We start from the raw sequence: 22,097 nt of genomic DNA, 5'->3' as shown, positions 1-22,097 counted from the left end.
TTGGCATGCACAGCATCGCAAAGATACCTGTTCTGTTCCGACAGGTTTTCCTTTATGTGAGACAGCGCTTTGGTCTGGCACACTTTGCCTGCAGATGACGGCAAACATTCGGCGTAGGCATTTTGTAGGCACTGGCATAAAAAAGGGGCTGGCACATTGCCAACCCCTTGTTTGCTATTAACTTTTAGATGTCGCGTTAGCGATACCTTAGTTAAGACGCTCTTTGATACGAGCAGACTTACCAGTACGCTCACGCAGGTAGTACAGTTTGGCTTTACGCACAGCGCCACGACGTTTAACAGCGATGCTGTCAATTACCGGAGAGTGAGTCTGGAAGACACGCTCAACGCCTTCGCCGTTAGAAATTTTGCGAACAGTGAATGCAGAGTGCAGACCGCGGTTACGAATAGCGATAACCACGCCCTCGAATGCCTGCAGACGTTTTTTAGAACCTTCAACGACCCATACTTTCACTTCCACGGTATCACCCGGACGGAAGGAAGGTACGTCCTGTTTCATCTGCTCTTGTTCAATTTGCTTGATAATGTTGCTCATAATTAAATCTCTTATCCTGGGTAAACTGATAGTCAGGGAAGATCACTCTTCCGCATCATCGTTTTGTTGCTGGTGTTCCTGTTGGAACGCCTTAAGCAACCTTGCTTGCTCTTCAGTCAGAGCCAGGTTTTCCAGAAGTTCAGGTCTTCTTAGCCAGGTACGGCCTAGCGACTGTTTCAGGCGCCACTGGCGAATATCGGCATGGTTGCCCGACAGCAAAACTGGCGGAACGTCCATCCCTTCTAACACTTCAGGTCGGGTATAGTGCGGACAATCCAGCAATCCGTCAGAGAACGAATCCTCATCGGCTGACGCCTGTTTGCCGAGTACTCCCGGAATGAACCGGGCAACCGCGTCAATCATCGTCATTGCTGGCAGTTCCCCGCCGCTGAGAACGTAATCACCGATTGACCATTCTTCATCAATTTCGGTCTGGATTACGCGCTCATCAATCCCTTCATAGCGACCACAGACAAGGATGAGCTTGTCTCGTGATGCCAGTTCGCAAACGCCCTGTTGGTCAAGTTTGCGGCCCTGAGGTGAAAGATATATCACCCTGGCACCCTCTCCCGCCGCTGCTTTCGCTGCGGAGATGGCATCCCGTAAAGGTTGTACCATCATCAGCATTCCCGGTCCGCCACCATAAGGACGATCGTCCACAGTACGGTGCCGGTCGTGCGTGAAGTCACGTGGACTCCAGCTTTGAACGCTGAGCAGGCCATTTTTTACTGCCCGGCCAGTTACCCCGTAATCGGTAATAGCGCGAAACATTTCTGGAAACAGGCTAATTACACCAATCCACATTGTCTTCGCCGTTACGTTACCGTTTGATTCGGAGATCAAAAACCAGGATCCCAATCTACTTCAATAAGGCCAGTAGAGAGATCGACTTTCTTGATAACCTGTTCATCAAGAAACGGAATTAACCGCTCCTGTACACCAAACGCATCTTTCAGGTTTGCCTTCACGACGAGAACGTCGTTCGAACCGGTTTCCATCATATCGACGACTTTACCCAGTTCGTAGCCTTCAACGTTGACTACCTTGCAACCCATCAGGTCTTTCCAGTAGTACTCACCGTTATCCAGCGCAGGCAGCTGCGTCGAGTCGACCTGAATTTCGCAATTGGTCAACTGTGCCGCCGCATCCCGATCGTCAATGCCTTTGACTTTGATGATCAGGTCCTGATTGTGGTGCTTCCAACCATCCAGTTCCACCTGCTGCCATTTACCGGCGCGCTGGATAAACCAGGGTTGGTAGTCAAAGATGCTTTCAGCGTCTTCAGTGGAGGAAAACACTTTGAGCCAGCCGCGAATGCCGTATGCCGCACCCATTTTCCCCAAAACAATCGGGTTAACAGGTGCCTGTGCGGCAAGTTGTCTGCTCATGCTCACCACCGTGACAGATTAAGCTGCTTTCTTTGCTTCTTTGATCAGCGCGTTAACGCGATCAGAAAGCGTTGCGCCCTGGCCAACCCAGTGCTCGATACGATCCAGATCCAGACGCAGACCTTCTGCCTGACCAGATGCGATCGGGTTGAAGAAACCTACGCGCTCGATGAAGCGACCGTTGCGTGCATTGCGGCTGTCAGTGACGACGACCTGATAGAACGGACGCTTTTTAGCGCCGTGACGTGCCAAACGAATTGTTACCATAACATCCTCTTCAGTTAATAAAACACCCGGCCCCCATCGAGGAACGGGGTCCGGGTGCTGTATAAAAAGCCCGAAAATTTTACTCATTTTGGCGCAAAAAGCAACCTAAACCGAGTAATCCCAGGCTTTTTTGTGGAACCCATTAGCGTCCTGGGAAACCTGGCGGCATCATACCTTTCATGCCGCGCATCATTTTCGCCATTCCGCCCTTCTTCATTTTCTTCATCATCCGCTGCATGTCGTCGAACTGCTTCAATAAGCGGTTAACGTCCTGCACCTGCATGCCCGAGCCGGTAGCGATGCGGCGCTTGCGCGAACCTTTGATAATTTCTGGTTTTTCACGCTCTTTGCGTGTCATCGAATTGATGATGGCTTCCATGCGCACCAGCACTTTGTCATCCATCTGCGATTTCACGTTGTCTGGCAGTTGCCCCATGCCCGGCAGCTTGCCCATCAGGCTCGCCATACCGCCCATGTTACGCATCTGCTTTAACTGCTCAAGGAAGTCATTGAGATCAAAACCGTCGCCGGTTTTCAGTTTCTTCGCCAGTTTTTCCGCTTGCGCGCGGTCAACTTTACTTTCGATATCTTCAATAAGCGACAGCACGTCGCCCATGCCAAGAATACGCGAGGCAATGCGGTCAGGATAAAAGGCTTCCAGCGCATCGGTCTTCTCGCCCATCCCCATAAATTTGATCGGCTTGCCGGTGATATGGCGAATCGACAGGGCAGCACCACCGCGTGCATCGCCATCCACCTTCGTCAGAATAACCCCTGTCAGCGGCAGCGCTTCATTAAAGGCTTTGGCGGTATTTGCCGCATCCTGACCGGTCATGGCATCCACGACAAACAGGGTTTCTACCGGATTAATTGCGGCGTGAACCTGTTTAATCTCGTCCATCATCGCTTCGTCTACGTGCAGACGACCCGCGGTATCGACCAGCAATACGTCATAAAACTTGAGTTTGGCTTCACGCAGCGCGTTGTTGACGATATCAACGGGCTTCTGGCTCAGATCCGAGGGGCAAAAATCCACACCGACCTGCTGTGCCAGTGTCTCAAGCTGTTTGATCGCCGCCGGGCGATAAACGTCAGCAGATACCACCAGCACTTTTTTCTTGTGCTTTTCACGCAGAAATTTACCCAGCTTACCGACACTGGTGGTTTTACCCGCCCCCTGCAGACCGGCCATCAGCACAACGGCCGGCGGCTGTGCGGCAAGATCCAGCGCGTTGTTTTCTGCGCCCATCGCCGTAACCAGTTCGTTACGGACAATTTTGATAAATTCCTGGCCCGGCGTCAGGCTTTTGTTGACGTCGTGGCCTACCGCGCTCTCTTTGACGCGATTAATGAAGTCACGCACCACCGGCAGCGCAACGTCAGCTTCCAGCAGCGCCATGCGCACTTCGCGCAGCGTATCTTTAATGTTGTCTTCAGTCAGCCTTCCGCGGCCGCTGATATTGCGCAGAGTTTGCGACAAACGATCGGTTAAATTGTCAAACATTGTCTCTCACTTAAAAAAAATCGCGAGGCACCATACCGGCAGAATGCGGCGGATTATAACACGAAGCCGAGGCGATCTCTTCACTTCCACCTCAGTTCCTCTTCAATTCCACCTTAGATCGTTTGGAGCCTGCTGCGGCTGGCGCTATACTGCCCTTTTCCTTTATCTGACTGATGCCTGAAAGGAACTATGTCCGTTTTCGCGATTGTGGCGCTGTTCGCCTACTCCCTGAGCCTTGCACTCATCATCCCAAGCCTGTTGAAGCGTCAAAGCGGCTGGCGCAGGTTAGCTGTGCTGTCGGCCTGTGTGGCGTTAGTCACGCACGCTGTCGCCCTGCAGCAGCGTATCTTTGCCGTTGATGGCGGGCAAAATCTCAGCCTGTTGAATATCGGCTCTCTGGTCAGCCTGCTGATTTGTGCAATCATGACCATTGTTGCCTCCCGAAATCGTGGCTGGCTACTGCTGCCGATTGTTTACAGCTTTGCATTAATTAACCTGGCCTTTGCCACTTTTGTCCCGAATGCGTTTATTACGCACCTTGAAACCACGCCCGGCATTATGATTCATATCGGGCTGTCGCTGTTTGCCTATGCAACGCTCATCATCGCGGCGTTGTACGCGTTGCAGCTTGCGTGGATTGATTACCAGCTTAAGAACAAAAAACTGGCTTTCACTCAGGACATGCCACCGCTGCTGACCATTGAACGTAAAATGTTTCACATCACCCAGGTTGGCGTTGTGTTACTGACGCTGGTGCTGTGTACCGGCCTGTTTTATATGCATGACCTGTTCAGCGCCGAAAACGTAGATAAGGCCGTGCTATCGATTATTGCCTGGTTTGTCTACATCGTTCTGCTCTGGGGCCACTATCATGAAGGCTGGCGTGGTCGCCGCGTAGTGTGGTTTAACTGCGGCGGCGCAGCGCTGCTCACGATGGCGTACTTTGGCAGTCGCGTACTGCAACACCTGCTCATTCACAGTTCTTAATAAAAGGAAGTTTTGCGGTGGAACATGTTTCGACCACGACGTTGATTGTCACACTCATCATTATGGTGTTGGTTTCAGCCTATTTTTCAGGCTCTGAAACCGGCATGATGACGCTCAATCGTTATAAACTGCGCCATCAGGCTAAACATGGCCATCGCGCAGCCCGCCGCGTCGAAAAATTGTTAAAGCGCCCGGATCGCCTCATCAGCCTGGTCCTTATCGGTAATAACCTGGTCAATATTCTGGCGTCCGCCATTGGTACTATCGTAGGGATGCGTTTGTATGGCGATGCCGGTGTCGCGATCGCGACCGGTATCCTGACATTTGTTGTACTGGTGTTTGCAGAAGTGCTGCCCAAAACGGTTGCTGCACTTTATCCAGAAAAAGTCGCTTACCCTAGTAGCTTTCTGCTCGGTCCGCTGCAATACATCATGCTGCCCCTGGTGTGGTTGCTTAACACCATTACCCGACTGCTGATGCGACTGGTGGGCATCCGGGCGGATGGTGCGATTAGTTCAGCGCTCAGTAAAGAAGAGTTGCGTACCATCGTTTACGAATCGCGTACGCACATGTCGCGCCGCAATCAGGATATGTTGTTATCTGTACTGGACCTTGAAAAGGTCAGTGTGGACGACATTATGGTGCCGCGTAACGAGATTGTTGGTATTAACATCAACGATGACTGGAAATCAGTCATCCGTCAGTTAAGCCATTCACCGCACGGTCGCATTGTCCTGTTCCGTGATTCGCTGGATGATTGTGTAGGGATGCTGCGGGTGCGCGAAGCCTGGCGCATGATGACCGAGAAAAAAGAGTTTACGAAAGAGATGCTGCTGCGTGCCGCCGATGAGATCTACTACATTCCCGAAGGCACGCCGCTCAACGTTCAGTTGGTGAAATTTCAGCGCAACAAGAAAAAGACCGGTCTGGTCGTGGATGAGTACGGCGATATCAAAGGCCTGATTTCGATAGAGGACATTCTGGAGGAGATTGTGGGTGATTTCACGACCTCAATGTCTCCGTCGCTGGCTGAAGAAGTGATGCCGCAAAATGATGGCTCCGTACTGATTGAAGGTAGCGCGAATATTCGTGAGATCAATAAAGCCTTCAACTGGCAACTGCCTGAGCAGGAAGCGCGTACCATCAACGGTATGTTACTGGAAGCACTGGAAGAGATTCCAACAGTGAACACGCGCGTTCAGGTGAATCACTATGATGTTGATATTCTGGATGTGCAGGACAATATGATTAAGCAGGTTCGCATCACACCACAGACACCGCTCAAGCAATCCGTAGGATCCTGATGCTCATAAAAAACTGCACCTTACTCAGTTGGGTGTCCAACTTTTTGGGTGCAGTTCATTGCAAGGCGGTTTTTTTCGCCTGACCCGCAGGTTTTTGAAAAGCCCGCCGTCGTCATGCAGGCGCTGTTATAAAAAACGCCGCTCATGTGCGGCGTTTTACTGTCCGGACTAACCTAACTGACTAGATGTGCAGCTCTTTCAGTTTTTCGGCAGGCAGTTTCAGATCGTCATTGTGGTTAACACCGATCTCCTGCGCCAGCACGTTGCGGGCAATTTGCTGAGCTTCATCCAGAGAATGCAGTTTATAGCTGCCACACTGATATTCGTTCAGCTCTGGAATCTGGTTCTGATCTTTCACCTTCAGCACGTCTTCCATCGCGCCTTTCCAGGCTTGTGCCACACGTTGCTCGTCTGGTGTACCAATCAGGCTCATGTAGAAGCCTGTGCGGCAACCCATAGGTGAAATATCAACAATCTCTACGCCGTTACCGTTGAGATGGTTACGCATAAAGCCCGCAAACAAATGCTCAAGCGTGTGGATCCCACGTTCAGTCAGAATGTCGATATTGGGGCGACAAAAACGCAGGTCAAAAACAGTAATCGTATCGCCATGGGGAGTCTTCATGGTTTTTGCTACACGCACTGCGGGCGCGGCCATGATGGTGTGATCAACAGTAAAACTATCCAGTAATGGCATACGTCACCTCTTGGTCTGAAAAATTTTTTGAGAACGATGAAACTTTTCCGATCGCCCAGCGTCTGAATATATGAAAGACGCGCATTTGTTATCATCCATCCCTGACAACAGAGATGTTAATTTGGCCACATTGATGTGGCCTTTTTCTTTTCTACCCTTCCCGGCCAGCCAGATAGGTTTCAAAATCTAACGTATCATTCGCTTCAAGCTGCTGCTGCGCGGCAACGGACGCCTGTGCCTGACGCGCAAAGTCTTCCGGCTTGAGCACTTCCAGTTGCTCGTTAACCAGCAACTGCTGATACTGCTCTGCCAGAGCGATGCCCGTTCCCGTCACGCCGCTTTCTTTCATGGCTTTAAGAATACGCGCCGAATAGGTTAGCTCAGGATCGTCGAAGGATGCTACCAGTTCGTCACAGACTTGCTGATATTCTGTTGTGCCTTGATTGCTGTCCAGCGCTTCCGCAACGCGGCGCAAATCAGCAAACAGTGTCTTGCCGACCTCGACCAGTGAATACTCTGCTTCACCGCAGCCGACTGCAATTTTCAGATCGGGTTTGCGCCCTTCCAGCACCACGCGATTCCAGTTCTGCCGACTGCACTGCAATTCATCAGAACTCATCTCTGGCGCATCTGCCAGCGTGCACCAAATCAGGAACAGATCCAGGAACCGCACCTGGTTTTCATCCACCCCGATGGGCGAGAAAGGGTTAATGTCCATTGAGCGCACTTCGATGTACTCGATGCCGCCACGTTGCAGGGCATCGGAAGGCGCTTCACCGGATCGGGTAACGCGCTTGGGACGAATCGGCGCATAGAGCTCATTCTCAATCTGCAGGACGTTGGTGTTCAGCTGCAACCAGTTTCCGTCTGCATCCCGCGTGCCCATCTTCACGAAGTCTTCAGAAGGCGTTTTAATCGCTTTTTTCAAGGCGCTGACATAACCCTCAAGAGAGTTAAAGGTAATACCCAGCGAGCTCTGAGACTTATTGGTATAGCCCAGGTCACTCAGACGCAGCGAAGTGGCATAGGGGAGCCAGAGCGTACCTTTATTATCGGTGTCAAACGGCAGTGCGCTCTCGCCGCCCTGCAGGAAACTGGAACAAATTGCAGGCGATGCGCCAAACAGATAAGGGATGATCCAGCCAAAACGATAGTAGTTGCGGATCAGCCGCAGATAACCGGCAGAAATGGTTTCTTTACCGCTTTCATAATCTTTTACGTCCGCCCAGGCCTGCCAGAAGGACAACGGCAGCGAGAAGTTGTAATGGATACCGGAGATGGTTTGCATCAACGCACCATAGCGGTTCTTTAATCCCTGACGGTAAAGGGTTTTCATACGACCGATATTGGATTTGCCGTATTGTGCCAGCGTAATTTTATCCGCATCTTCAATCAGGCAAGGCATGCTGAAAGGCCACATGCGCTCTTCACCGAGTTCGCGGGCAACATGACGATGAACGTCACGCAAAAACGCCAGCATGTGATCGATGCTGTGATCAACCGGGGTAATGAACTCCAGCAGCGTTTCAGCAAAGTCGGTGGTGATCCAGTCATGCTTAAGCGCCGACCCCAGTGACTCTGGATGCGCGGTCGTCGCAAGATGACCATCTGGCTGCACACGCAGCGTTTCACGTTCAATGCCACGGCCAATGCCTTTAAGTGCATCAGGATGCGCTTCCAGCCAGGATAACGCTTTTGATACGTCGGGGATCACATTAACCTCCCGCTGTGTGAATAATTTATTTTTGTTCAGCATAGTGTTAACCCTAGCCCCGAATCAGTACGAATCAATGCCACCATTCCATGCCCTGTAATGTGGCGGTCGCAATAACGATATAACGCAGCGTTTTACCGATAGCCAGAAACAGTATTGAGGGCAACCAGCCAAAGCGTAACCAACCTGCAAGAACGCAGAGCAGATCGCCTACAATCGGTAGCCAACTAAACAACAGTGCTGCCGGCCCCAGCCGTTGCAACCACGTCATCGCTGTCTCATGCCATCGCCCCTGACGTTTTAACGGCAATAAGCGACCCAAAATTATGTTGGTCAAGCCACCCAGGGTATTCCCTAACGATGCGACTAAAATCAACCCATAGACTGATGCGCTTTTCGCGATCAGTAGTGCAACTAACAGCGCCTCTGAGCTACCCGGAAGTAACGTCGCACTGAGAAAGCTGCTACTCAATAAAGACACATAAGCCAGTGTTTCGCTCACAGCAGGCGAACATCAACCACGGCCATCCCTGCGGCCTTCGCTGCCTGCACGCCAAAATCAGCGTCTTCGAACACCACACAGCGCTCTGGCGCGATGCCCATCAGCGCAGCACAGCGTAGAAAGGTATCGGGCTCAGGCTTGTGACGCTGCACGTCGTCGGCCCCCACCACAGCAGAAAAGAGATCTCTGACACCCAACTGGCTGAGCAGCGCATCAGCCATAGCGTGCTCACTGCCTGTACCCACAGCCAAAGGGCGGCGACCATAGTACGCCTTGACGACCTCCATGAGCGGAAGCGGCTGCACGTTATCCAGCAGCATCGCTTTTACCGCTGCTGTTTTTTCAGCGGCGAGCAAATAAGGATCGCGATCTGAATTATTGGTTTCAATAATGAACTTCGCCAGTTGCCATGAGGGCGCACCGTTGAACGCCGTTACGCGCGCTTCATCGAACGCCAGGCCATAGCGTGACAGCACCTGACGCCACGCTTTTCGATGTGTCGGTTCAGTATCAAGAATAGTACCGTCCATATCGAAAATCAGGGCGTCGTATTGATCGTAGATTGTCACTGAGGACCTCCAACAAATGAGCCATTACTTTAGCTGAATGTGCGTAGGTTGTCGCCAGGCGGGATGAACAGCAAATGCTTTGAAAGCATTAGCTATTTTAGTTTTCAGATAAAGGTGATCGGGTTGGAAAGCCTGTAAGGTCGCGAATTCCCTGTGATTTTAGCAGCGATGCAGAAGGTAAGCGCTATGCCAGGAATGTTATCAAGGATTAACAATGTTCAGCAGAAAATGTATCACCACAATCAATGTGATTCTGGCACAAGATCGCGACTACGCTCACGCCTTAAAGCCCGGACGCGTTCAGGCCGCATAAACCGAAGCTTGCGCGACACAGGTGAGGTTTGAGGGCATTCAGGTGAGGCGTTCTCAGATCGTCTGAGTAAACAGAGAGAACGAACAGTGTTGTCCTGCGCCTGATAACACGATGGCTTCACAGGTCATATGCTGGGGATTTCGGCCAGAAGATTCGCAAGACAGTGACTCGGCTGACGCCTTGCCCTTCAGGCCGTTGCTGAAGCAACGTTATCCTCCCTGGTGTTCGCTGTGATGACACCGGACCATGACAGAGAGGTTTCACTTGAGCACTACAGAATATGGTGCATCCGGGAGGATGACTCGGCTGACGCCTCGCCCTTCGGGCCGTTGCTGAAGCAACGTTATCCTCCCTGGTGTTCGCTGTGATGACACCGGACCATGACAGAGAGGTTTCGCTTTAGCACTACAGAATATGGTGCATCCGGGAGGATTCGAACCTCCGACCGCTCGGTTCGTAGCCGAGTACTCTATCCAGCTGAGCTACGGATGCATAGATAATCTTTTATGGACTGGCAGAAATCAACCTGGGGGTAATACGAAGAATGGTGCATCCGGGAGGATTATTCGGCTGACGCCTCGCCCTTCGGGCCGTTGCTGAAGCAACGTTATCCTCTCTGGCTCTGCCTGACAAATCGACGATGCCTTACAGACCAGGAATACACGTCCATACCGAAAAGTATGGTGCATCCGGGAGGATTCGAACCTCCGACCGCTCGGTTCGTAGCCGAGTACTCTATCCAGCTGAGCTACGGATGCATTATGAAATTCTTGTACAACGCAGGGTGCTAACGACTCACCATGAAGGAATTGCTAGTTCACTTTACAACTCTGTTCCGACAATGTTTTCTGCGGCGCTTCGCCTGACATCAACATATCCATATTCAACGATATGGTGCATCCGGGAGGATTCGAACCTCCGACCGCTCGGTTCGTAGCCGAGTACTCTATCCAGCTGAGCTACGGATGCATCGGAAATGGCGGTGAGGGAGGGATTCGAACCCTCGATACAGCTTTTGACCGTATACTCCCTTAGCAGGGGAGCGCCTTCAGCCTCTCGGCCACCTCACCTTACGCGTTCTTCCGAACTGCGCTTCTGAACTTGTTTCTGCTCATCGGCACTGCGTGGCGCACATATTACTTTCCCGCACTTATAAGTCAAACAATTTTTCGGAAGGTTTTTTCCGTTTGCACAAATGACAGGCAATTGGGACAAAATGACCGCAAAAAGAGTGAATAATCAACAATCAAAGATGATGAAGTTAACAAAAAGGGTAGATAACGAGGAAAAAGAAAAAGCGAGACGGTGGGAACAAAGGGTAGCGTCTCGCACAGGTGCGAGACGCTGAATCTGTCAAACGTTGGTTTGTTGCGTTTTTTCGGCCTGGATGCGCTGATAAATCTCTTCGCGATGCACAGACACTTCTTTTGGTGCGTTAACACCAATGCGGACCTGGTTACCTTTGACGCCCAGTACCGTTACAGTCACCTCATCACCGATCATGAGGGTTTCACCAACTCGACGAGTTAGAATAAGCATTCTTTGCTCCTTGAAAGATTAAAAGAGTCGGGCTTGATAAAGCTTCCCGGCGTTATCCATCACTTAACGCTGTACACAGGCTATGAGAAATACACCATTGCACATCAACGCGCCAATACATTCTGCTGATAAATAGTTTAGCCGAAATACGCTACATCAACCCGACTTTGTCACTAGCAAATTTAACATCGTATTAAAAAGCGCCGGAACATCAGTTCTGGCGCTTGCTACGATGAATTATTTTATTTCATTACAGACGGCTCGAAACCCATCCTTCAACACCTGCCAGCGCACCTTTCAGTGCAGTAGCATCACTGCCACCTGCCTGCGCCATGTCAGGTCTGCCACCGCCCTTACCACCCACTTTAGGCGCAAGTTCGGCGATGAGTTCCCCAGCCTTAACACGGTCGGTTAAATCTTTCGTTACGCCAGCAATCAGTGACACTTTGCCATCTGCTACCGTAGCCAGCACGATAATCGCCGAGCCCAGCTGGTTTTTCAGATCATCCACCATGGTCCTCAGCATTTTCGGATCGGTGTTGCTGAGCTCAGTCACCAGCAGCTTAACGCCTTTGACGTCGACCGCATGATTGCCCAGCTGCGCACTTTCCTGCGCCGCCTGCTGATCGCGTAACTGCTGCAACTCTTTCTCCAGCGAACGCAGATGATCAACCAGCCCGCGCACTTTTTCATTCAGGTTACTGCTGTTGGCTTTCACCAGTTGGGCAATATCCTGTAGCTGGCTACTCTGCGCATAAACCTGTGCCAAAGCCGCCTCGCCTGTGATCGCCTCAATACGGCGAATCCCTGCGGCAGTACCGGACTCGGCCTGAATGCGGAACAGGCCGATATCACCGGTTCGCGCAGCGTGCGTTCCGCCACACAGCTCAACCGAGAAATCCCCCATGGTCAGAACGCGAACCTGCTGATCGTATTTTTCACCGAACAGGGCCATCGCGCCTTTGGCTTTCGCCGCCTCAAGATCCATGACACGGGTTTCAACAGGCAAATTGCGACGGATCTGTGCGTTAACAATATCTTCGACCTGACGAATCTCCTGAGGTTTCATGGCCTCAAAATGTGAGAAGTCAAAACGCAAATATTTGTCGTTAACCAACGAGCCCTTCTGAGCAACATGTTCACCTAAAACCTGACGCAATGCAGCATGCAACAGATGCGTTGCGGAGTGATTCAGACGAATACGAGCCCTGCGCGCCTCATCAACCACCGCCTCAAGACGATCGCCAACACGTAATTGTCCGCTGCTGAGTTTGCCAATATGACCAATCGCCTGACCATATTTTTGCGTATCCTGTACGCTAAACAGCGCGTTATTGCCTTTCAGCTCGCCAGTGTCGCCTACCTGACCGCCAGACTCGCCATAAAATGGCGTTTCATCCAGCACAATCACCGCGTCCTGACCGGCAGACAGGGCGTCAACGGCTTCACCGTTCACGAACAGCGCCTTGACGGTCGCCGTCAGATCCAACTGCTCATAGCCTTTAAACGAGGAAGCCGCGTCGATACGAATCACATTGCTGTAGTCTGCGCCGAAGCCGCTGGCTTCACGTGCGCGCTGACGCTGCTGTTCCATCGCCTTTTCAAAACCGGCTTCATCGATTTTGAGGTTACGTTCACGGCAAACGTCAGCCGTTAAATCGGCAGGGAATCCGAAGGTATCGTATAAGCGGAAGACGGTTTCGCCATCCAGTGTATCACCCTGCAGTTTTGCCAGTTCCTCGTCCAGAAGTGCCAGGCCACGTTCAAGCGTTTTAGCAAATTGCTCTTCTTCACTTTTCAGAACGTTCTCAACCTGTGCCTGCTGACGCTGTAACTCATCGCCTGCCGCGCCCATAACCTGAATCAGTGGTGCAACCAGCTTGTAGAAGAATGCGTCTTTAGCACCCAGCATATTGCCGTGACGTACGGCGCGGCGAATGATGCGACGCAGGACATAGCCACGGTTTTCATTCGACGGAATGACGCCATCGGCAATCAGGAAGGCGCAGGAACGAATGTGATCGGCAATAACGCGCAGGGATTTATTATTCAGATCGGTCGCACCGGTGACCTTCGCAACCGCTTCAATCAACGTCTGGAACAGGTCGATTTCATAGTTTGAATTAACATGCTGCAGAACCGCAGTGATGCGTTCCAACCCCATCCCGGTATCCACAGAGGGCTTAGGTAATGGCAACATCGTGCCATCCGCCTGACGGTTAAACTGCATAAAGACGATGTTCCAGATCTCAATATAGCGATCGCCATCCTCTTCAGGGCTGCCCGGTGGTCCGCCCCAGATATGGTCGCCGTGATCGTAGAAAATTTCGCTGCAGGGACCGCAAGGCCCGGTATCACCCATCTGCCAGAAGTTATCTGACGCGTAGGCGCTGCCCTTGTTATCACCGATACGGATAATACGCTCACGGGGAACGCCAATATCGTTGGCCCAGATATCGTAAGCTTCGTCATCGGTTTCATACACGGTGACCCACAGGCGCTCTTTGGGCAGCTTAAACCACTGCTCGCCGGTCAGCAGTTCCCAGGCAAACGCAATAGCTTCTTTTTTGAAGTAGTCGCCAAAGCTGAAATTGCCCAGCATTTCAAAAAAGGTGTGGTGACGTGCGGTATAACCGACGTTTTCAAGATCGTTGTGTTTCCCGCCGGCACGTACGCAGCGTTGTGACGTCGTTGCTCGCGTGTAGTCACGCTTTTCCTGACCCAGAAACACATCTTTGAACTGGTTCATTCCGGCGTTGGTAAACAGCAACGTCGGATCGTTGTTTGGTACCAGGGAGCTGCTTGCTACAACCTGATGTCCCTTACTATTGAAAAAGTCGAGAAACGCTTGACGGATCTCAGCAGTGCTCTTGCTCATATATATCCTGGAATCACGCTAACGAAAGGTCCTTCTTTATCAGGCGTACCGCATCGTTACGGCAGCAAGCATAAGGAACCAAAAGGGGTAAGATAAATATTCTTCGGAGGGAAGTAAAATCACATCGACTTTTAGTCATCAAAATTTCTGAAAACCTGCTGAATATCCTCGCTCAGAAAGCCTTTGGCATGCAAAAAGCGCTGCACTTTGGCTTTTTCTTTCCATTCTGTCGGCAATGGGTGACCAAATTTTTTCTCGGCGAGTTCAGCCGCACAGGCCGACCAGTCAATATCGGTTTCTTCCATGGCGAGATCGATCGCATCACGGCTGATGCCCTTTTGTGCCAGCTCCAGCCTGATACGCTGTGAACCAAATCCCTTGCGGCTTCGGCTCTGAATAAATCGTGCGGTAAAGCGCTCGTCATTTAACCAGCCGTTTTCACCACACCAGTTCAGCACCTTTTCCATTAGCTCGGGCGTAATGATTTCAGGATCTTTTTGTTTCATCCACGCGCTACGCTGAGCGGACAGCTGGAGCTTTTGTTTAAGCTCTTCGCGGCTGTGGTCACGCTGGCCCAGCAGGCGCATCGCACGATCCAGCAGGCGTGAAAATGAGATGACTTGTGGCTGAGATTGTTCAGACATACTGCGCACCTTTTACGAACGGAGGGAGAGTATGGCGGGAGACAGGAACAGAGGAAAGGCACGTGAGGCGTTAATGTAAAACAGGAGCGGAAAATCCGCTCCTGCTTCAGGCTTTAATAATCTTCGTTGGCTTCGCTCGCCGCCTTCTCAACGTCGTTGCCTGCAACGTCCGCCGCGATGTTTTGATCGCCACCGTTAAGCAGCATTTCACGCAGTTTGATATCAAGCTCGTCGGCCACCGCGGCATTTTCTTTGAGGAAGTTGCCCGCGTTTGCCTTGCCCTGACCGATCTTATCGCCTTTATAGCTGTACCATGCACCGGCTTTTTCAATCAGCTTGTGCTTCACGCCAAGATCCACCAGCTCACCGAAGGTGTTAATGCCTTCGCCGTACATGATCTGGAACTCAGCCTGTTTAAATGGCGCCGCAATTTTGTTCTTAACGACTTTAACGCGCGTTTCACTACCCACCACGTTGTCACCCTCTTTAATCGCACCGATACGGCGAATATCAAGGCGAACAGAAGCGTAGAACTTCAGCGCGTTACCACCGGTAGTGGTTTCCGGGTTACCGAACATCACACCAATCTTCATACGAATCTGGTTGATGAAGATCAGCAGCGTATTAGACTGCTTCAGGTTACCCGCCAGCTTACGCATTGCCTGGCTCATCATACGTGCCGCCAGGCCCATATGTGAGTCACCGATTTCACCTTCGATTTCGGCTTTTGGCGTCAGTGCAGCTACGGAGTCAACGATAATGACGTCAACGGCACCAGAGCGGGCCAGCGCATCACAAATTTCCAGGGCCTGCTCACCGGTATCCGGCTGTGAACACAGCAGATTGTCGATATCTACGCCCAGTTTCTTAGCATAGATGGGATCCAGTGCGTGCTCGGCATCGATAAAGGCACAGGTTTTGCCCTTACGCTGCGCGGCGGCAATAACCTGAAGTGTCAGTGTCGTTTTACCTGAGGCCTCTGGGCCGTAGATCTCAACGATACGTCCCATCGGTAAACCACCCGCACCTAATGCGATATCCAGTGACAGAGAACCCGTTGAAATGGTTTCCACATCCATTGAGCGGTCTTCACCCAAGCGCATGATGGAGCCTTTACCAAATTGCTTCTCAATCTGGCCGAGCGCGGCAGCTAAAGCCTTCTGTTTGTTTTCATCAATTGCCATTTCTACTCCTAATCATGCCGGGTAAACACGCACGCATGGTGCCTGTGCACTTTCTGTTGCGGGTAATTATACTGTATAGTCATACAGTATCAAGTTTAATTTTGCAGAAATTGACGGGATAACGTCTGGAGTGCCCAACCAACTGACTGACGGCGCACGGCATCGCGATCGCCATCAAACTGCTGACGAAAAGCCATGACCACGCCACCCGGCGCCGCAAAGCCAAACCAGACCGTGCCTACCGGTTTGTCTTCACTGCCACCATCCGGGCCGGCAATACCGCTAACGGAAATAGCGTAATCGGCGCGCGCCCGCTGCTGTGCACCAAGGGCCATTTCACGAACTACCGCCTCGCTGACGGCGCCGTATTGCGCCAGTGACGCCGCGCTGACACCGACCAGTTCTTGTTTGGCATCGTTACTGTAGGTGACAAAACCCCGTTCGAACCAGGCAGAGCTTCCGCTCACGTCAGTAAACACTTTTGCTATCCAGCCGCCCGTGCAGGATTCTGCACAAGTTACGGTAGCGTTACGCCGTTTAAGCGCCTCACCTGTCTGCGCACTCAGCGCGTGCAACTGCTGGTCATTCATTTTTCGCTCCCTGTCGCCGTTGAGTGAACATGGTGCATGCTCTGCGCTTTTTCAAGCACTCAGGGGCGCTTAGTCAACAAATTGCGCGTTACGCTCCAGTTTAGCCGTTGCGTGTCGCCACCATGAAAAGCCGGGGGAAAGCTAAGAGTACCTTGCCATCCTGACGGGCGGGATAGCCGGTAATAAGACACTGATGATAAGCAGCCAGAAACTGTTCCTGCTCAGAGACGTCCAGCGGCGCAAGGAAAGGACGCAGCCCGGTAGCCTTTAACCAGTGGATGATGGCCTGCGCATCGTCCATAACGTGATAGTAGGTGGTTCGCCAGATATCAACCGCGCAGCCTGCCTTTGTCAGCACGTCATAATAGTGTTCAGTTGAGGGTAATTTTTTGCGTTCCGCCGCCTGCGCGCTGATCTTGTCGCGCCAGGGGCCGGATGCCGCGACCTCACGCATTAACTGATGCGAAGGTTCTTCCAGGTTATCGGGCATTTGAACCGCCAGCGCACCGGCAGGTGCCAGTTGACTGACTAACCGTGGTAACAGGGTGGGATGATCGCCAAGCCATTGCAGCGACGCGTTGGCATAAATGACCTGCTGCGGGATGTCGGTTGTCCAGTTGCCGATATCCGCCTGAATAAACTGGCACTGAGGCAAACGTTCCCGCGCCTGCGCGAGCATGGCGGCAGAACTGTCAAGCCCGATCACCTGCGCCTGCGGCCAGGCATCGTAAAGCAGTTCGGTGCTGTTCCCGGGGCCACAGCCCAGATCGGTAACGAACCGGACATCTTCAACCTCAATTCGTGCCAGTAATTCATGCGCAGGCCGCGTTCTTTCTGCCTCAAATTTACGATACAGCGCGGGATCCCAGTCTTGCATATTGCGTCTCCTCTCAGGGGTTAAAGATTCACAGAAGATGAGACGTATAAATAAACATAAAGTGCCCGACCAACAGCAAAATATGTCAGCGGCACGCAAACGGGCAGGAGGTCTTTATAAGGGAAAAGCCCGGTCGGGCTGACAGGAATAAGATCGGGCGCAGCGAGCAGGCGCCCGGCAGAATCAGTTCTTTTTCACAAACTCAGATTTGAGCTTCATCGGACCAAATCCGTCGATCTTGCAATCAATATTGTGATCGCCTTCAACCAGCCGGATGCTCTTAACCCGGGTGCCTATTTTCAGCACAGACGAACTGCCTTTGACCTTCAGATCTTTAACGACCGTGACGCTGTCGCCATCGGCGAGTAAATTGCCGTTTGCATCACGAACGATCAAATCCTGACCGCTGTCATCCCCTTCAGCCTGAGTCCAGATATGACCACAGGACGGACAGTTAAGATTTTCAGCATCTTGCCAGGTGTAATCGGCATGGCAAACAGGGCAAGCAGGTAAAGACATAACGGCTCCAGAAAATGAGGACGGCACAGAATAAAGGGCCGTCATCATATATCCTTACAGTTGCTAAGGGTAGTTTTAAAACAGCGATCCCTGACGCGCCTTGCTGACCGCATCTCCCAGTTGCCACACGGTCATCGCGTAATGCGTGCTGTTGTTGTAGCGGGTAATGGCATAGAAGTTAGGCAAGCCGTACCAGTACTGGTAGCTGGTGCCGAGATCCAGACGGAGCAGGCTGACCTCGTCATGGCCATCCAGCGAACCTTGTGGAGAAAGCCCCGATGCTGCCAGCGTGCTGACGTTGTAACGGGTTTTGAAACCGTTTTCGAGCATGGGTGCCTGACCACTGGCTGGCACGGCAACATTTTCACCCGGACGCCAGCCGTTCTGCTGGAAATAGTGCGCGACACTGCCTATCGCATCGACGGGATCCCACAAATTGATATGGCCGTCACCGTTAAAATCTACCGCATAAGCTTTGTAGGACGATGGCATGAACTGACCGTAGCCCATCGCGCCCGCAAAGGAGCCTTTAAGATCGAGCGGATCGTCCTTCTCATCACGCGCCATGAGCAGGAAGGTCTCCAGCTCACCGCTAAAGTAAGCAGCACGGCGCGGGTAATCAAATGAGAGCGTTGCCAGCGCGTCCAGAATGCGGGTTTTCCCCATGATGCGGCCCCAGCGCGTTTCCACGCCGATAATGCCAACAATAATCTCAGGCGGAACGCCGTAGACCTGCTGCGCACGCTGCAGTGCATCCTGATATTGATTCCAGAACGCGACGCCATTTTGCACGTTATCCGGTGTGATAAATTTATTGCGATAGCGAATCCAGGCACCGTTAGGCCCACTCGGCGGTGTATAGGACGGTGCCTGACGATCCATTAAACGCAGGACGTAGTCCAGCCGCTTAGCCTGGCCAATAATGGCGTGCAGTTGCTCACGGTCGAAGCCGTGTTTCGCCACCATTTTGTCGATGAACTGTTCCGCAACAGGATTGCTGGCGAAGTCACCAAACATCGGCTGAACAGCATGAGACGGCTCCAGCAAAAAGCCGCCTTTAGGCGCAACCCGTTCGGCGGGCGGCTGCGAAGAGTGTGGCTTACTGCTACAGGCGGCAAGCAGGGCAAAAAGCGGAAGGTAAGCAAGCTTAAAACGCATCAGATATCCATATAACAGGCCAGACCAGGGATTTTAATGTTAATCGTTCAACGCGGATACATACAAACGAGATCGTAAAAAAAACACTTTTTTTAACAATCAAACCGGCTGTTTTGTGAAATGCCTCTACTGCTTTCTCTCTCATCAAAAAAATCATTCAGTTGGCGACCCGGCTTTGCTAACTTCATTACCCGCTGCGGTAAGCCGGATGATGCAGGAGCCGTAAAATGGTACTATTTCCGCGCGGCATATGCAGCATGATGGTCGCTGCCTATCACCCTTGTTTAACCCAGCGAAAACCGTGACGGGAAAAGGAAGAGTCAACCTTGAGTAAGAATGAGATGAACAAAACAGCGCACATGGACTTGAGTACTCACACGCCAATGATGCAGCAATATTTACGCCTCAAGGCTGAGCATCCGGATATCCTGCTGTTTTATCGCATGGGCGATTTCTACGAGCTGTTTTATGACGATGCCAAACGTGCCTCTCAGCTGTTAGACATTTCCTTAACCAAACGCGGCGCCTCGGCAGGCGAGCCGATCCCAATGGCCGGTGTGCCCCATCACGCCGTCGAAAACTATTTAGCCCGGCTGGTGCAACTCGGTGAATCAGTCGCCATCTGTGAGCAAATTGGCGACCCTGCGCTGAGTAAAGGCCCGGTGGAACGCAAAGTCGTGCGTATAGTTACCCCGGGCACCATCAGCGATGAAGCCCTGTTACAGGAACGCCAGGATAACCTGCTGGCGGCAATTGTTCAGGGGGCGCGCGGCTATGGTTATGCCACGCTGGATATCAGCTCAGGCCGTTTTCGCCTGAGTGAACCTGCCGATCAGGAAACGATGGCGGCAGAACTGCAGCGAACGAATCCTGCCGAGCTACTTTATCCGGAAGATTTTGCTGCGATGGCGCTTATCGATCAGCGTCGCGGTTTACGTCGCCGTCCGCTTTGGGAGTTTGAAATCGACACGGCGCGTCAGCAGCTCAACATGCAGTTTGGCACACGGGACTTAAACGGTTTTGGTGTTGAGCAGGCGCACCTGGGTCTGCGCGCCGCCGGTTGTCTGCTGCAGTATGTGAAAGATACCCAACGAACCAGCCTGCCCCATATCCGCTCTCTTAGCATGGAGCGTCAGCAGGACAGCATCATTATGGATGCGGCCACGCGCCGTAACCTTGAAATCACGCAAAATCTTGCGGGCGGAACAGAGAACACGCTGGCCGCCGTGCTGGATAAAACCGTCACGCCAATGGGAAGCCGGATGCTAAAGCGCTGGCTGCATATGCCGCTGCGTGACAGTAGTATCATCGCGAAACGACAGGCATCAATTGCAGAGCTGCAACCACTCAGCGATGTGCTGCAACCCGTTCTGCGTCAGGTCGGTGATTTAGAGCGTATTCTGGCCCGACTGGCGCTGCGAACGGCGCGCCCGCGTGATCTGGCGCGCATGCGCCATGCCTTTCAGCAGTTGCCGGAACTCAACGATCTGCTGGCAAACGCCGAATCCGCCCAGTTAAAAACGCTGCGTGCACAGATGGCCGAGTTTAGCGAACTGCGCACTCTGCTTGAGCAGGCCGTTGTCGAATCCCCCCCGGTATTAATCAGGGATGGTGGCGTTATTGCGCCCGGTTATAACGCCGAGCTTGATGAGTGGCGAGCGCTGGCCGATGGCGCAACAGATTATCTGGATCGACTGGAAGTTCGCGAACGCGAAAAGCTCGGTCTGGACAGCCTGAAAGTGGGCTTTAACGGCGTTCACGGCTACTACATTCAGGTCAGCCGTGGCCAGAGCCATCAGGTGCCTATCCACTATGTTCGCCGTCAGACGTTGAAGAACGCAGAGCGCTACATCATTCCAGAGCTGAAAGAGTACGAAGATAAAGTCCTTACCTCTAAGGGCAAAGCGCTGGCGCTGGAGAAAAGCCTGTATGAAGGCCTGTTTGACCAGCTGTTGCCGCATCTTGAAGCGCTGCAGCTCAGTGCGGCGGCGCTGGCCGAACTGGATGTCCTGAGTAACCTCGCGGAACGTGCCTGGACACTTAACTACTGCCGTCCCACGCTGCACGACAAGCCCGGGATTAAAATTACCGCGGGCCGCCATCCGGTAGTGGAGCAGGTCCTGAAAGAACCTTTTATCGCGAACCCGCTCTCTCTGGCCCCACAACGCCGCATGTTGATCATCACCGGTCCGAATATGGGCGGTAAAAGTACCTACATGCGCCAGGCGGCGTTAATCGCCCTGATGGCCTGGATTGGCAGCTTCGTTCCTGCCGAAGAGGTGGTCATTGGTCCACTGGATCGTATCTTCACCCGTGTGGGCGCGGCAGATGATCTGGCCTCCGGGCGTTCGACCTTTATGGTTGAAATGACCGAGACGGCCAATATTCTGCACAACGCGACAGAAAACAGCCTTGTCCTGATGGATGAAATCGGCCGCGGCACTTCGACGTATGACGGTTTATCGCTGGCCTGGGCCTGTGCGGAAAATCTGGCTAACCGTATTAAAGCGATGACCCTGTTTGCAACGCACTACTTTGAACTGACAACCCTGCCTGAAAAACTGGAAGGCGTGGTTAACGTTCACCTGGACGCAGTTGAACACGGCGATACGATTGCGTTCATGCATAGCGTGCAAGACGGGGCTGCCAGTAAAAGCTACGGACTGGCCGTAGCTGCGCTCGCGGGCGTGCCCAAAGAGGTCATTAAACGGGCGCGCAATAAGCTGAAAGAGCTCGAAACGGTTTCCAGTCAGTCCGCGACGTCAAACATTGACGGCTCGCAGTTGCCGCTGTTGGTGGAAGAAACCTCCCCTGCCGTGGAAGCACTTGAGGCACTGGATCCCGATACGCTGACACCGCGACAGGCGCTGGACTGGATCTACCGCCTTAAATCGCTGGTCTGATCACT

Annotated in this window: 20 protein-coding genes and 4 tRNA genes; 3 read left to right on the top strand and 21 right to left on the bottom strand. The window is 52.4% G+C overall.

The window, feature by feature from the left end; genetic code table 11:
- Positions 1-207: 207 nt before the first annotated feature.
- From rplS to ffh, 5 genes are all read right to left on the bottom strand, one after another.
- Positions 208-555: a 50S ribosomal protein L19 gene (rplS, locus tag P9J57_RS05035; RefSeq protein ID WP_013026892.1), complete on the bottom strand. Its 348-nt coding sequence runs from the start codon at positions 553-555 to the stop codon at positions 208-210.
- Positions 556-597: 42 nt separating this feature from the next.
- Positions 598-1,359: a tRNA (guanosine(37)-N1)-methyltransferase TrmD gene (gene trmD / locus P9J57_RS05030; RefSeq protein ID WP_019104713.1), complete on the bottom strand. Its 762-nt coding sequence runs from the start codon at positions 1,357-1,359 to the stop codon at positions 598-600.
- A gap of 35 nt (positions 1,360-1,394) precedes the next feature.
- Positions 1,395-1,943 carry a ribosome maturation factor RimM gene (gene rimM, locus P9J57_RS05025; protein WP_014594416.1) on the bottom strand — a complete coding sequence of 183 codons (549 nt, stop codon included), beginning with the start codon at positions 1,941-1,943 and terminating at the stop codon, positions 1,395-1,397.
- A gap of 18 nt (positions 1,944-1,961) precedes the next feature.
- Positions 1,962-2,210 carry a 30S ribosomal protein S16 gene (gene rpsP / locus P9J57_RS05020; protein WP_007893313.1) on the bottom strand — a complete coding sequence of 83 codons (249 nt, stop codon included), beginning with the start codon at positions 2,208-2,210 and terminating at the stop codon, positions 1,962-1,964.
- A gap of 142 nt (positions 2,211-2,352) precedes the next feature.
- Positions 2,353-3,714, bottom strand: a complete 1,362-nt coding sequence (gene ffh, locus P9J57_RS05015) for a signal recognition particle protein (RefSeq protein ID WP_013026896.1) — start codon at positions 3,712-3,714, stop codon at positions 2,353-2,355.
- A 189-nt stretch (positions 3,715-3,903) separates the two neighbouring features.
- On the opposite strand from ffh, the gene P9J57_RS05010 reads away from it, so the two are divergent.
- Positions 3,904-4,701 (top strand): cytochrome C assembly family protein, encoded by a 798-nt coding sequence (locus P9J57_RS05010; protein WP_013026897.1) that lies wholly within the window; start codon positions 3,904-3,906, stop codon positions 4,699-4,701.
- Positions 4,702-4,718: 17 nt separating this feature from the next.
- Entirely contained in the window at positions 4,719-6,005 is a 1,287-nt protein-coding gene (locus P9J57_RS05005) for an HlyC/CorC family transporter (RefSeq protein WP_013026898.1), read from the top strand.
- Positions 6,006-6,186: 181 nt separating this feature from the next.
- On the opposite strand, the gene luxS is transcribed toward P9J57_RS05005, so the two are convergent.
- The 16 genes from luxS to mltB form a co-directional block, all read right to left on the bottom strand.
- Complete coding sequence (gene luxS, locus P9J57_RS05000) at positions 6,187-6,702, bottom strand: S-ribosylhomocysteine lyase (protein WP_013026899.1); 516 nt, start codon at positions 6,700-6,702, stop codon at positions 6,187-6,189.
- A 151-nt stretch (positions 6,703-6,853) separates the two neighbouring features.
- Positions 6,854-8,458, bottom strand: coding sequence for a glutamate--cysteine ligase (gene gshA, locus P9J57_RS04995; protein WP_110015379.1), 1,605 nt, complete (start codon positions 8,456-8,458; stop codon positions 6,854-6,856).
- A 31-nt stretch (positions 8,459-8,489) separates the two neighbouring features.
- Positions 8,490-8,918: a YqaA family protein gene (locus P9J57_RS04990; RefSeq protein WP_072137114.1), complete on the bottom strand. Its 429-nt coding sequence runs from the start codon at positions 8,916-8,918 to the stop codon at positions 8,490-8,492.
- Positions 8,915-9,481, bottom strand: coding sequence for a fructose-1-phosphate/6-phosphogluconate phosphatase (gene yqaB / locus P9J57_RS04985; RefSeq protein ID WP_024471530.1), 567 nt, complete (start codon positions 9,479-9,481; stop codon positions 8,915-8,917). Before yqaB ends, P9J57_RS04990 begins: the two co-directional genes overlap by 4 nt.
- Before the next feature lie 734 nt (positions 9,482-10,215).
- Positions 10,216-10,292 (bottom strand) — tRNA-Arg (locus tag P9J57_RS04980).
- Positions 10,293-10,481: 189 nt separating this feature from the next.
- A tRNA-Arg gene (locus P9J57_RS04975) sits at positions 10,482-10,558 on the bottom strand.
- A 134-nt stretch (positions 10,559-10,692) separates the two neighbouring features.
- A tRNA-Arg gene (locus P9J57_RS04970) sits at positions 10,693-10,769 on the bottom strand.
- Positions 10,770-10,777: 8 nt separating this feature from the next.
- Positions 10,778-10,870: transfer RNA gene (locus tag P9J57_RS04965), tRNA-Ser, on the bottom strand.
- A gap of 283 nt (positions 10,871-11,153) precedes the next feature.
- Positions 11,154-11,339, bottom strand: a complete 186-nt coding sequence (gene csrA / locus P9J57_RS04960; RefSeq protein WP_006120718.1) for a carbon storage regulator CsrA — start codon at positions 11,337-11,339, stop codon at positions 11,154-11,156.
- A gap of 250 nt (positions 11,340-11,589) precedes the next feature.
- Positions 11,590-14,217 carry an alanine--tRNA ligase gene (gene alaS / locus P9J57_RS04955; RefSeq protein ID WP_072138251.1) on the bottom strand — a complete coding sequence of 876 codons (2,628 nt, stop codon included), beginning with the start codon at positions 14,215-14,217 and terminating at the stop codon, positions 11,590-11,592.
- A gap of 131 nt (positions 14,218-14,348) precedes the next feature.
- Positions 14,349-14,861: a regulatory protein RecX gene (locus P9J57_RS04950; protein ID WP_014594422.1), complete on the bottom strand. Its 513-nt coding sequence runs from the start codon at positions 14,859-14,861 to the stop codon at positions 14,349-14,351.
- 113 nt (positions 14,862-14,974) lie between these two features.
- Positions 14,975-16,045 (bottom strand): recombinase RecA, encoded by a 1,071-nt coding sequence (gene recA / locus P9J57_RS04945; RefSeq protein ID WP_014594423.1) that lies wholly within the window; start codon positions 16,043-16,045, stop codon positions 14,975-14,977.
- A gap of 95 nt (positions 16,046-16,140) precedes the next feature.
- Complete coding sequence (gene pncC, locus P9J57_RS04940) at positions 16,141-16,635, bottom strand: nicotinamide-nucleotide amidase (RefSeq protein WP_089517109.1); 495 nt, start codon at positions 16,633-16,635, stop codon at positions 16,141-16,143.
- A gap of 100 nt (positions 16,636-16,735) precedes the next feature.
- The gene (gene tam / locus P9J57_RS04935; protein WP_014594424.1) at positions 16,736-17,512 is read right to left on the bottom strand and encodes a trans-aconitate 2-methyltransferase; all 777 of its coding nucleotides are present in this window, start codon (positions 17,510-17,512) and stop codon (positions 16,736-16,738) included.
- A 183-nt stretch (positions 17,513-17,695) separates the two neighbouring features.
- The gene (locus P9J57_RS04930; RefSeq protein WP_014605175.1) at positions 17,696-18,031 is read right to left on the bottom strand and encodes a zinc ribbon domain-containing protein YjdM; all 336 of its coding nucleotides are present in this window, start codon (positions 18,029-18,031) and stop codon (positions 17,696-17,698) included.
- A 75-nt stretch (positions 18,032-18,106) separates the two neighbouring features.
- Positions 18,107-19,189, bottom strand: a complete 1,083-nt coding sequence (gene mltB / locus P9J57_RS04925; RefSeq protein WP_483279406.1) for a lytic murein transglycosylase B — start codon at positions 19,187-19,189, stop codon at positions 18,107-18,109.
- A gap of 341 nt (positions 19,190-19,530) precedes the next feature.
- On the opposite strand from mltB, the gene mutS reads away from it, so the two are divergent.
- Positions 19,531-22,092, top strand: coding sequence for a DNA mismatch repair protein MutS (mutS, locus tag P9J57_RS04920; RefSeq protein ID WP_483279501.1), 2,562 nt, complete (start codon positions 19,531-19,533; stop codon positions 22,090-22,092).
- Positions 22,093-22,097: the final 5 nt, after the last annotated feature.

This window comes from Pantoea sp. nfd-35 (assembly GCF_056892255.1).
This window is presented reverse-complemented; position numbering and strand designations above follow the sequence as displayed.

Excerpts from the sequence above, each read along its gene's own strand:
- csrA (WP_006120718.1), bottom strand. The coding sequence starts at position 11,339 with ATGCTTATTCTAACTCGTCGAGTTGGTGAAACCCTCATGATCGGTGAT.
- ffh (WP_013026896.1), bottom strand. The coding sequence starts at position 3,714 with ATGTTTGACAATTTAACCGATCGTTTGTCGCAAACTCTGCGCAATATC.
- mltB (WP_483279406.1), bottom strand. The coding sequence starts at position 19,189 with ATGCGTTTTAAGCTTGCTTACCTTCCGCTTTTTGCCCTGCTTGCCGCC.
- gshA (WP_110015379.1), bottom strand. The coding sequence starts at position 8,458 with ATGCTGAACAAAAATAAATTATTCACACAGCGGGAGGTTAATGTGATC.
- rpsP (WP_007893313.1), bottom strand. The coding sequence starts at position 2,210 with ATGGTAACAATTCGTTTGGCACGTCACGGCGCTAAAAAGCGTCCGTTC.
- recA (WP_014594423.1), bottom strand. The coding sequence starts at position 16,045 with ATGGCAATTGATGAAAACAAACAGAAGGCTTTAGCTGCCGCGCTCGGC.
- P9J57_RS04950 (WP_014594422.1), bottom strand. The coding sequence starts at position 14,861 with ATGTCTGAACAATCTCAGCCACAAGTCATCTCATTTTCACGCCTGCTG.
- rplS (WP_013026892.1), bottom strand. The coding sequence starts at position 555 with ATGAGCAACATTATCAAGCAAATTGAACAAGAGCAGATGAAACAGGAC.
- P9J57_RS04930 (WP_014605175.1), bottom strand. The coding sequence starts at position 18,031 with ATGTCTTTACCTGCTTGCCCTGTTTGCCATGCCGATTACACCTGGCAA.
- rimM (WP_014594416.1), bottom strand. The coding sequence starts at position 1,943 with ATGAGCAGACAACTTGCCGCACAGGCACCTGTTAACCCGATTGTTTTG.
- alaS (WP_072138251.1), bottom strand. The coding sequence starts at position 14,217 with ATGAGCAAGAGCACTGCTGAGATCCGTCAAGCGTTTCTCGACTTTTTC.
- luxS (WP_013026899.1), bottom strand. The coding sequence starts at position 6,702 with ATGCCATTACTGGATAGTTTTACTGTTGATCACACCATCATGGCCGCG.
- P9J57_RS05010 (WP_013026897.1), top strand. The coding sequence starts at position 3,904 with ATGTCCGTTTTCGCGATTGTGGCGCTGTTCGCCTACTCCCTGAGCCTT.
- tam (WP_014594424.1), bottom strand. The coding sequence starts at position 17,512 with ATGCAAGACTGGGATCCCGCGCTGTATCGTAAATTTGAGGCAGAAAGA.
- trmD (WP_019104713.1), bottom strand. The coding sequence starts at position 1,359 with ATGTGGATTGGTGTAATTAGCCTGTTTCCAGAAATGTTTCGCGCTATT.
- mutS (WP_483279501.1), top strand. The coding sequence starts at position 19,531 with ATGAACAAAACAGCGCACATGGACTTGAGTACTCACACGCCAATGATG.
- pncC (WP_089517109.1), bottom strand. The coding sequence starts at position 16,635 with ATGAATGACCAGCAGTTGCACGCGCTGAGTGCGCAGACAGGTGAGGCG.